Raw genomic sequence first — 10,074 nt, forward strand, 5'->3', positions numbered from 1 at the left:
ACGAAACCCACACCCACCTCGCCACCCTCACCACCCTCCACACCCACCACCACACCATCAACCTCACCCCCCACCTCCCCCAACGGGAAGAACCAGCGCAACATCTCGACCTGCCCACCTACCCCTTCCAACACCAGCCCTACTGGCTCCGGCCAGACCCCGCGAAGAGAGCCGAACCCCGTGCAGACGAGGGCGAGTTGTGGGATGCGCTGGAGCGGGAGGACCTGGACGGCGCGGTGTCCGCGCTGGGCGTGCCGGACGCGGAGTCCAAGGCGTGGCGGAGTGTTCTGCCCGGGCTCGCCGCGTGGCGACGGCAGCGCCGCTGGGGGCACCGGCTCGACTGGGAGGCTCTGGACGAGGAGTCGGCACCCCTGCTGGACGGCACCTGGGTGCTGCTGGTGCCCGTCGGGGCCGAGGAGTACCCGGCGGTGCGAACCGTGCGCGACGCGTTGGCCGAGGGCGGCGCGGGTGTCGTGGATGTCGCCGTCGGGCGGGACACGGGTCGTCCGGCGCTCGCCGCCGGCCTGCGTGCGGCACTGACCACCTCCCGTGGCCCGGCGTCCGGAGTGGTGTCGCTGCTCGCGTGCGCCGACGGCGCGCGGACCGGGGCGGACGGTCTGGAACTCTCCGCCAGGCTGCTGCACGCGCTGGACGACGCGGCGGCGCAGGTTCCGGTGTGGTTCGTGACCACGGGTGCCGTCTCGGCCGGCCCGCCGGACCCGCTCGCCGATCCCGGCCAGGCCCGGATCTGGGGGCTGGCGCAGTCTCCGGCCGCTTCGGAACACCCCGAACGCTGGGGCGGTCTGGTCGACCTGCCCGGGGACGGGGCGGGCGACCGGCGGACACGGGACCGGCTCCGGGCCGTACTGGCCGGCCGTGCGGACCGACCGGGCGGCCATGAGGACCAGGTCGCCGTCCGGTCCGCGGGCGTCTTCGGCCGCCGTCTGCGTCCGGTGGAACTCACCGGTACGGCCACCGAGTCGCCCCTGTCCGCGGACGGCACGGTGCTCGTGACGGGCGTGCCCGGGACGCTCGCCGGGGAGATCGCCCTACGGCTCGCCCGGGACGGCGTACGGCATCTGCTGCTGGCCACCGAGCCGGGTGCCGAGGAGGGCGTGCCCGAACTGGTCGCGGATCTGCGGGAGTCGGGGGCCGAGGTCGCCGTGGCCCCGGTCGACCTCACCGACCGTGCCGCCGTGGCCGTGCTGCTGCGTACGGTCGCGCCGGAGCACCCGCTGACGGCGGTCGTGCACATGGCCGCCGAACTGGACGACACCGTGGTCGGTGCCGTGGACGGCGAGGACGTCCACCGGTTGCTGGGGCCGGCCGCTGCCGCCGTGACCCATCTGTGCGAACTGACCGCCGGGCGGGGGCTGGACGCCTTCCTGCTGTGCACGTCGGTGGTGGGCGCGCTGGGGGCGGCCGGGCTCGGCGGGCAGGGTGCCGTGCACGCGCACCTGACGGCGCTGACACGGACGTACCGGGAACGGGGCCTGCCCGTCACGTCGGTGGCCTGCGGCCCGTGGCACGCCCGGGACGGGGCGGAGTCCGCGGCCGGAAAGCACCTGCGCTACCAGGGGATCCGTCCGTTGCCGCCACGGCTCACGGCCAGGAGGCTGGTGGGCGCGATGGCGGGCCGGACTCCGGAGCTGGTTCTGGTGGACGTGGACTGGGGCCGGTACGTCGGGCAGTCCGGTCAGGGCGCGGCCGGCTCGTTGCTGCGCACGATCCCGGAGGCCGGCGGGACGGCTGCGGCCGACGGAGCCGCTGAGGAGGCCGGGCCCGACGGCGGCGCGGAACTCGGCGAGGCCGCCGCGCGGCTGCGGCACCGGCTGCTGAACGCCTCCGGCGCGGAGCGCGCGGCCCTGCTGCTCGACCTGCTGCGGGACACCGCGGCCCAGGTGCTCGGCCACCCGGACGCGACGGAGATCCCCGCGAGCGCCCAGTTCACGGAACTGGGGTTCTCCTCCTTCACCGCCCTCGAACTGTGCAACCGGATCGCCGCCCTGTCGGGAGTGCGGATCCCGCCCATGGCGATCTTCGACCATCCGACGCCCGAGGCACTGGCGGGTCACCTGATGACCACGCTCGACGGGGAGGCCGGCCCGGCCCCCCGGCCGCCGGCCGGCGACGCCTCCCTGACGACGTGAGCACCGCACCGTGAACCGACCTACGTTCTCCCCGAAGGAGCCCTGTCATGAGTGAGCCGGTCGTCGTCGTGGGCGCCGGGCCCGCCGGTCTGATGCTCGCCTGCGAGCTGGCCATGCGAGACGTCCCCGCGGTCCTCGTGGACCCCCATCCCGGTCAGCGTCTCGAGGCACCGGCCATGGCGATCAACGCGGGCACGCTCGAAGTACTGGACCAGCGCGGCCTGGCCGCCGGGCTGCGCCAGGACACGGTCACCTTTCCGGAAGTACGGTTCGCGGATCTGCCGCTGGCCTTCGACAAGGTGCCGGGTCCACGCGAGCAGACCCACATGGTGCTGCAGTCCCGCCTGGAGAGGACACTGATCGACCGGGCCGTGGAACTCGGCGTGGACCTGCGCTGGGGCACCAGCCTCAGCGGCTTCGAGGAGGCGCCCGACGGGTCCCGTGTGACCGCGCTCCTCGCCTCGGACGCGGGCGAGGAACGGCTGAGCTGCCGGTACCTGGTCGGCTGCGACGGGCGCGACAGCCTGGTCCGCGAAGGGGCGGGCATCGACTACGTCGGGGACGACTGGGTGATCGTGCGCGGTATCGTCGGCGATGTCGCGATCGACCGCGCGGACGTGGCGCCCGAACAGTACGGCCTGTCCTACACCCCGAACGGCGACCAGTTCCTCGGCGCCCCGCTGAGCCAGGGCACCATGCGCGTCTTCAGCGCCGAATTCGCCACCGCCTCGCCGGAGTTCGAGGACGGACCGGCGACCCTGGAGCAGCTCGGCGCGGTCGTCCGCCGGCTCACCGGCACGGAACTGAAGGCGACCGAGGCGCACTGGCTGCGCCACTACTCGATCATCACCCGCAACGCCGAGCGGTACCGCAAGGGCCGCGTCTTCCTCGCGGGCGACGCCGCGCACGTCCACTACCCGTACAACGGACAGGGCATCGGTACGGCCGTCGGCGACGCGGTGAACCTCGGCTGGAAGATCGCCGCCGAGATCCACGGCTGGGCTCCCGAGGGCCTCCTGGACACGTACCACGAGGAACGGCATGCGGCGGGCCGCATGGCCTGCATGAACATCCAGGCACAACTCGCCCTCCTCTATCCACGCGCCCTGGCGCGCTACATGCGCGAGATGCTGGCCGAGTTCCTCGCATTCGACGACGTGAACGTCTTCCTGGCCGAGTTGGTGACCAACCTCGGCCCGGCCGTCCCCATCCGCTACGCGGGCTTCCCGGAACCGCCCGAGCGGGACAGGCTGCTGGGGCGGCGGCTGCCCCAGGTGCGGATCAGGACCGTGAGCGGCGAGATCGCCGTCGCCGAGACCCTGCACGGCGGCCGCGGCGTCCTGCTCGACCTGTCCGGAGACAGCGGCGGGCAGGGCGCGGACGGCTGGGCCGACCGGGTCGACGTGGTCCGGGCGCAGCCCGTGCCGGAGCTGCCGGCGAGGCTGTTGCTGCGTCCGGACGGCTGTGTCGCCTGGCACGACGGGCACGGCTGGGGCGAGGAGGTCCTCCGGGCCGCGCTCGGCACCTGGTTCGGCGCCGCCACCGGCTGACCGACGCGTCCGCCCTGACGAAGGGAAGCCATCCCCAAGGGCGGCTTTAGGCCATACGAACAGCATGACCGCGTCGGTGCCGGGCCTGCCCTCGTGCGCCCCACCCGGCCCGTTCCCCGGCCTGTTCCTCCGGCCCGTTCCCCCGGCACATCCGCCCGTCAGAAGGGACACCCGTGCGCTCATCATCGCTCCCCGCCCGTCTCACCGTCGCCGCAGTCGTGGCCGCCGCGCTCGTCGTACCGGCCGGCACCGCCGCGGGCGCCGCCGAGGCGAAGCCCGTCCCCGCCCAGGCCGGATCCGGCTGCACCACGGTCTCGTTCATCGAACAGCTGGTCACCACCGACACCACCGACGTGGCCCCCGCAGGCCCCAGCGTCGGGGACGTCGTCGTCACCGAGGACGCGGTGCTCGACGAGAACCGCAAGAGGATCGGCACCAACGACATCCAGGGCGTCATCATCAAGCAGGACGCCGCCACGGGTGAGCTGTTCTCGTTCTCCACCGCCAAGTACACGCTGCGCGACGGCGTCATCCGGGTCGCCGGCATCGTCAACCTGACGCGGCTGGCCGCGGGCGAGACCCAGAAACTCCCCGCGGCCGGTGCGCAGGGCCGTTACGCCGGCAAGACCGGCGAGCTGACCTGGACCCTCGTCAGCGCCACCGAATCGCTCAACTCCATCAAGCTCTGCGGCTGACGCCGCGGGCCACCGCCGTACCAGGCCCTGAGGCCGGCGGGCACCCCAGCCCGCCGGTCCCGCTGCCGGCACCCACCCAGCCGAGCCCGGGAAGTCGCGATGATCCTCGAACACCTGACGTGGGCCGCCGCCCCGGACGACAGCCCCGGCAACTGGGCCACCGACCTCATGGAGGACCTGGGCTCGCCCGGAGTCGCGGTCGCCACCGGCCTGGAGAGCCTCTTCCCCAGCGTGCCCAGCGAACTGGTGCTGCTGCTCGGCGGGTTCACCGCCCGGCTCGGCGAACTCAGCTTCCTGGCCCTGCTGTTCTGGAGCACGGTCGGCTCGGTCGTCGGAGCGGTCCTGCACTACGCCGTCGGCGCACTGCTCGGCAGACGGCGCACCCGCGCGCTGTTCGTCCGCATCCCGCTGGTCCAGGAGTCCGACCTGGACCGGGCCGAGCGCTGGTTCGACCGTCACGGGGCCAAGGCCGTCCTGCTCGGCAGGCTCGTCCCCATCGTCCGCAGCTATGTCTCGCTGCCCGCCGGGATCGAGCGCATGCCGCTGCTGCCCTTCGTCGCCTGCACGGCGGTGGGCACCCTGCTGTGGAACCTCGCCCTGCTCAGCGCCGGCTACGCGGCCGGCCGCAACGCCGACACCGTGCAGCGGTACGCGAACTGGTTCACCGCCGTGGTCGCGATCGTCCTGCTGGTGGTGGTCGTGCGGTTCACCGTCACCCGGCTGCGGTCCCGGCGCCAGGACCGCCGCGGCACCTCCACCGGGCCCGCCTGACCCGCTCCTACGGCGCTCAGCACACGGTTAGTCCTGCTTTAGCCCTGCTGCCCAGCATGACCAGAACAGTGCCCGGCACGGCACCCGCGCGCCCCGCCGGGCCCGACGGATCGGAGTGTGGACAGTGTCGGAACCGGCGGCCAAGGACCTTTCAGGACTCGACGGATCCACGGCCATCGCCGTGGTGGGAACCGCGTGCCGTCTCCCGCAGGCCGACACCCCCGAGGCGTTCTGGCGGCTGCTGCGCGACGGCAGTGACACGGTCACCGGGATTCCCGCCGACCGGCCGGAGCTGCACGACAGCGCCGGGACGCGGACCGCCGACCGCAAAGGCGCCTTCCTCGACCACGTCGACCTGTTCGACCCGGCCTTCTTCGGTATCGGCCCCCGCGAAGCCGCCGCCATGGACCCGCAGCAGCGCCTGGTGCTGGAACTGACCTGGGAGGCACTCGAACGCGCCGGCCTCGTCCCCGCCGCGCTCGGCGGCACCCGCACCGGTGTGTTCGTCGGAGCGATGTCCGACGACTACGCACGCCTCACCCAGCGCCACGGCCCGCGCGCCGTCGGCCAGCACACCGCGACCGGGCTGCACCGGGGCATCATCGCCAACCGTGTCTCCTACACGCTCGGCCTCACCGGCCCCAGCCTGACCGTCGACACCGGGCAGTCCTCCTCGCTCACCGCCGTCCACCTGGCCTGCGAGAGCCTGCGCCGCGGCGAGGCCGACCTCGCCCTGGCCGGCGGGGTGAGCCTGAACCTCGCCGCCGAGGGGTACGACACCACCGAAGCGTTCGGCGCCCTGTCACCGGACGGCCGCAGCCACACCTTCGACGCCCGCGCGAACGGCTACGTACGCGGTGAGGGCGGCGGCATCGTGCTGCTCAGGCGGCTCTCCGACGCCCTCGACGACGGCGACCGGATCCTCGGGGTGATCCTCGGCAGCGCCGTCAACAACGACGGCGCCACCGACACCCTCACCACTCCCGGCACCCGCGGCCAGACCGACCTGCTGCGCCTGGCGTGCGACCGCGCCGGTGTCGCCCCCGGTGACATCCAGTACGTGGAGCTGCACGGCACCGGAACCCGGCTCGGCGACCCGGTCGAAGCGGCGGCGCTGGGCGCGGCGCTGGGCGCGGGCCGCACCGGCCGGGACCGGCTGCGCGTCGGCTCCGCCAAGACCAACGTGGGCCATCTGGAAGGCGCGGCCGGCATCACCGGACTGATCAAGACACTCCTGTGCCTCCAGCACCGCGAACTGCCCCGCAGCCTGCACTTCCGTTCCGCACCCGAGTCCATCCCCCTCACCGACCTGGGCCTGCGCGTCCAGCGGGGACACGGCCCGTGGCCGCACGCCGAGCGGCGGCTGATCGCCGGCGTCAGTTCCTTCGGCATGGGCGGGGCCAACGCCCACGTCGTGGTCGCCGAACCGCCGAGCCGGACGACTCCCGGTGACGTGCCCGCCGGCGCTCCCGTCACCGCCGCCGGTGTGCTCCCCTTCCTGCTGTCCGGCCGCAGCGCAGCCGCCCTGCGCGCCCAGGCCCGCAGTCTGCACACCCATCTCACGGAGACCGGCGGGGCCTTACCGCCCGTCGACATCGCCCGCGCGCTGGCGACCACCCGCTCCGCCTTCGAGTACCGGGCCGCCGTGCTCCCCTTCCTCCCGGCCACGAACCCCGAGGACACGAACCCCGAGGACACGAACCCCGAAGACACGAACCCCCAGGACACGGACGCCGCCCGCGCCGCCCTGCTCGCCGGGCTGACCGCACTCGCCGACGACACCCCCGCCTCCGGCATCCTGCGCGGCACACCCCGAGACGGCCGCACCGCCCACCTCTTCGCCGGCCAGGGCAGCCAGCGCCCGGGCATGGGCCGCCAACTGCACGCGACCTGGCCGGCCTTCCGCGACGCCTTCGACGACCTGTGCACGGCACTCGACACCGCCCTCGCCCCCTACGCCGACCGCCCGCTGCGTGACGTGGTCTTCGCCGACGACGATCCCGACCTCCACCGCACGGTGTACGCCCAGCCGGCCCTGTTCGCCTTCGAGGTCGCCCTGTTCCGGCTGCTGGAGAGCTGGGGGATCCGGCCGGACGTCGTGGCCGGCCACTCCATCGGCGAACTCGCCGCCGCCCACGTGGCCGGAGTGTTCACCCTGCCCGACGCCTGCCGGCTCGTCGCCGCCCGGGGCGGGCTGATGCAGGCACTGCCGGACGGCGGAGCGATGCTCTCCGTCCGTGCCTCCGCCGCCCAGGTGCGGGAGCTGCTCGACGGACCGGACACTGTCCACGGCATCGACCTCGCCGCCGTCAACGGCCCCGCCGCGACCGTGCTGTCCGGATCCGCCGACGCGGTCGAACACCTCGCCCGCGCCTGCGCCGGCCAGGGCTGGAAGACCCGCCGCCTGCGGGTCAGCCACGCCTTCCATTCCGCCCGCATGGACGGCATGCTCGCCGACTTCGCCGCTGTCGCCGCCGAGCTGGACCTGCGGCCGCCGCGCATACCGATCGTGTCCAACCTGACGGGCCGGGAGACCGGAGCGGACGAGATCTGCGACCCCGGCTACTGGGTACGGCACGTCCGCGAGACCGTCCGCTTCCACGACGGCATGCGCTGGCTGGGCGCCGCAGGAGTCACCACCGTCGTCGAGATCGGACCGGACGGTGTCCTGTCCGCGATGGCCGAGGACTGCCTGCCCGGCATCCTGGCCATCCCACTGCGGCGCGGCGCCACGCCCGAAGCCGGGGAAGTGCTCACCGCGGTGGTGCGCGCCCATCTGCACGGCGCCCCCGTCGACTGGTCCGCCGTCTTCCAGGGAACCGGCACCCACCACGTCGACCTGCCCACCTACGCCTTCCAGCGCGAACGTCACTGGCTGGAAGGACAGCCCGGGGAACCCGCCGCGCACGCCGCCCCGCCGGCGCTTCCGGCGTCCACGGCACCCTCCGCCCTCCCGGACCCCGCCCGCGCGAGCCTCGGCCCGGCCGATGCCCTCGCCCTCGTCACGGCGGAGGCCGCCGCCGTGCTCGGCTACACCGACCCGTCGGCCCTGGAGACCCGACGGGCCTTCCGGGACCTGGGCTTCGACTCGATCTCCGCCGTCGCCCTCAGGGACCGCCTGGCCGACGCCACCGGACTCGACCTGCCCAGCTCCCTCCTCTTCGACCACCCCACCCCCGAACGACTCGCCACCCACCTCCACACCTGCTTCTCCGGCACCGACGACCACACCCGGACCTCCGCCTCCGTGGCCGTCACGGATGGGGATGATCCGGTCGTGGTGGTGGGGATGGGGTGCCGTTATCCGGGGGGTGTGGTGTCTCCGGAGGGGTTGTGGGATCTGGTGTGGTCGGGGGGTGAGGGGATTTCGGAGTTCCCGGTGGATCGTGGTTGGCCGGAAGATCTGTTCGACGGTGATCCGGGGCGGTCGGGCAAGTCGTATGCGCGTCATGGCGGGTTCTTGTCTGGCGCGGGTGATTTTGATGCGGAGTTCTTCGGTATCTCGCCGCGTGAGGCGTTGGCGATGGATCCGCAGCAGCGGTTGGTGCTGGAGGTGTCGTGGGAGGTGTTCGAGCGGGCGGGGGTCAATCCGGACGCTCTGCGCGGTTCCCCCACCGGCGTCTACATCGGCGCGACCGCCCAGGAGTACGGCCCACGGCTCGCCGACGGTCACGACGGCCACGGAGGACACCTGCTCACCGGCAGCACGGTGAGCGTGATGTCCGGACGCGTGGCGTACGCCTTCGGCCTGGAGGGGCCCGCGGTGACGATCGACACGGCGTGTTCGTCGTCGCTGGTCGCCCTGCATCTGGCCGCCCAGGCGATACGCAACGGCGACTGCACCCTGGCCGTCGCCGGCGGCGTCACCGTCATGGGATCACCCGGAATGTTCCTGGAGTTCTCGCGGCAGCGGGGTCTGTCGCCGGATGGTCGGTGCAAGGCGTTCGCGGAGGCGGCGGACGGCACGGGCTGGAGTGAGGGTGTCGGTCTGGTGCTGTTGGAGCGGCTGTCGCAGGCGCGGCGGCAGGGTCATGAGGTGCTGGCGGTGCTGCGCGGGTCGGCGGTCAACCAGGATGGTGCGTCCAACGGTCTGACCGCTCCGAACGGTCCCTCGCAGCAGCGGGTCATCCGGCAGGCGCTGGCCAACGCCCGGCTGGACGCCGGCCAGGTCGACGTGGTCGAAGGCCACGGCACGGGCACCACGCTGGGCGACCCGATCGAGGCACAGGCCCTGCTGGCGACATACGGGCGTGAGCGCACGCCGGAACGGCCGTTGTGGCTGGGGTCGGTGAAGTCCAACCTCGGCCACACGCAGGCGGCGGCGGGTGTCGCCGGTGTCATCAAGATGATCGAGGCCATGCGACACGGCCGACTGCCCCGAACCTTGCATGTCGACCGGCCCACCAGCCATGTCGACTGGAACGCCGGAGCGGTCTCGCTGCTGACGGAGGCTCGGTCCTGGCCCCAGTCGGGTGAGCCGCGTCGGGCGGCGGTGTCCTCGTTCGGGATCAGTGGGACGAACGCGCATGTGATTTTGGAGGCCGCGCCTGACACCCCGGCAGTTGTGGAGCCGGTGGCGGGTGTTCTGCCGGTGGTGCCGTGGGTGGTGTCGGGGCGGAGTGCGGAGGGGTTGCGGGCGCAGGCGGCCCGGTTGGGGGAGTGGGTCGGGCAGGCCGGCGGGGGTGTGTCGGCGGTGGATGTGGGTGTGTCGCTGTTGTCGCGTGCGGTGGGGGACTACCGGGCCGTGGTCGTCGGCTCGGACATAGGGGAGTTGGCGGGAGAGCTCACGCGGATCGCTGACAGCTCTGTGGTTCCTGCTGCTTCTGTGGGTGGTGTGGGGTTGTTGTTTACCGGTCAGGGGGCGCAGTGGCCGGGGATGGGGGTGGGGTTGACTGGGTTTGGGGTGTT

5 protein-coding genes are annotated in these 10,074 nt (G+C 73.1%); all 5 read left to right on the top strand.

Going from position 1 to position 10,074, the window contains the following annotated elements:
• Positions 1-2,150 (top strand): KR domain-containing protein (locus tag ACWD0J_RS40475; RefSeq protein ID WP_451500866.1); only part of this gene is annotated, 2,150 nt, incomplete at its 5' end.
• 47 nt (positions 2,151-2,197) lie between these two features.
• Positions 2,198-3,700: an FAD-dependent monooxygenase gene (locus tag ACWD0J_RS40480; protein WP_451500867.1), complete on the top strand. Its 1,503-nt coding sequence runs from the start codon at positions 2,198-2,200 to the stop codon at positions 3,698-3,700.
• A 173-nt stretch (positions 3,701-3,873) separates the two neighbouring features.
• Positions 3,874-4,395: an allene oxide cyclase barrel-like domain-containing protein gene (locus ACWD0J_RS40485; RefSeq protein WP_451500868.1), complete on the top strand. Its 522-nt coding sequence runs from the start codon at positions 3,874-3,876 to the stop codon at positions 4,393-4,395.
• Between the two features lie 99 nt (positions 4,396-4,494).
• Positions 4,495-5,166, top strand: a complete 672-nt coding sequence (locus ACWD0J_RS40490) for a DedA family protein (RefSeq protein WP_451500869.1) — start codon at positions 4,495-4,497, stop codon at positions 5,164-5,166.
• A 124-nt stretch (positions 5,167-5,290) separates the two neighbouring features.
• Positions 5,291-10,074 (top strand): beta-ketoacyl synthase N-terminal-like domain-containing protein (locus tag ACWD0J_RS40495; RefSeq protein ID WP_451500870.1); only part of this gene is annotated, 4,784 nt, incomplete at its 3' end.

It is taken from the genome of Streptomyces sp. NPDC003011 (genome assembly GCF_053591515.1).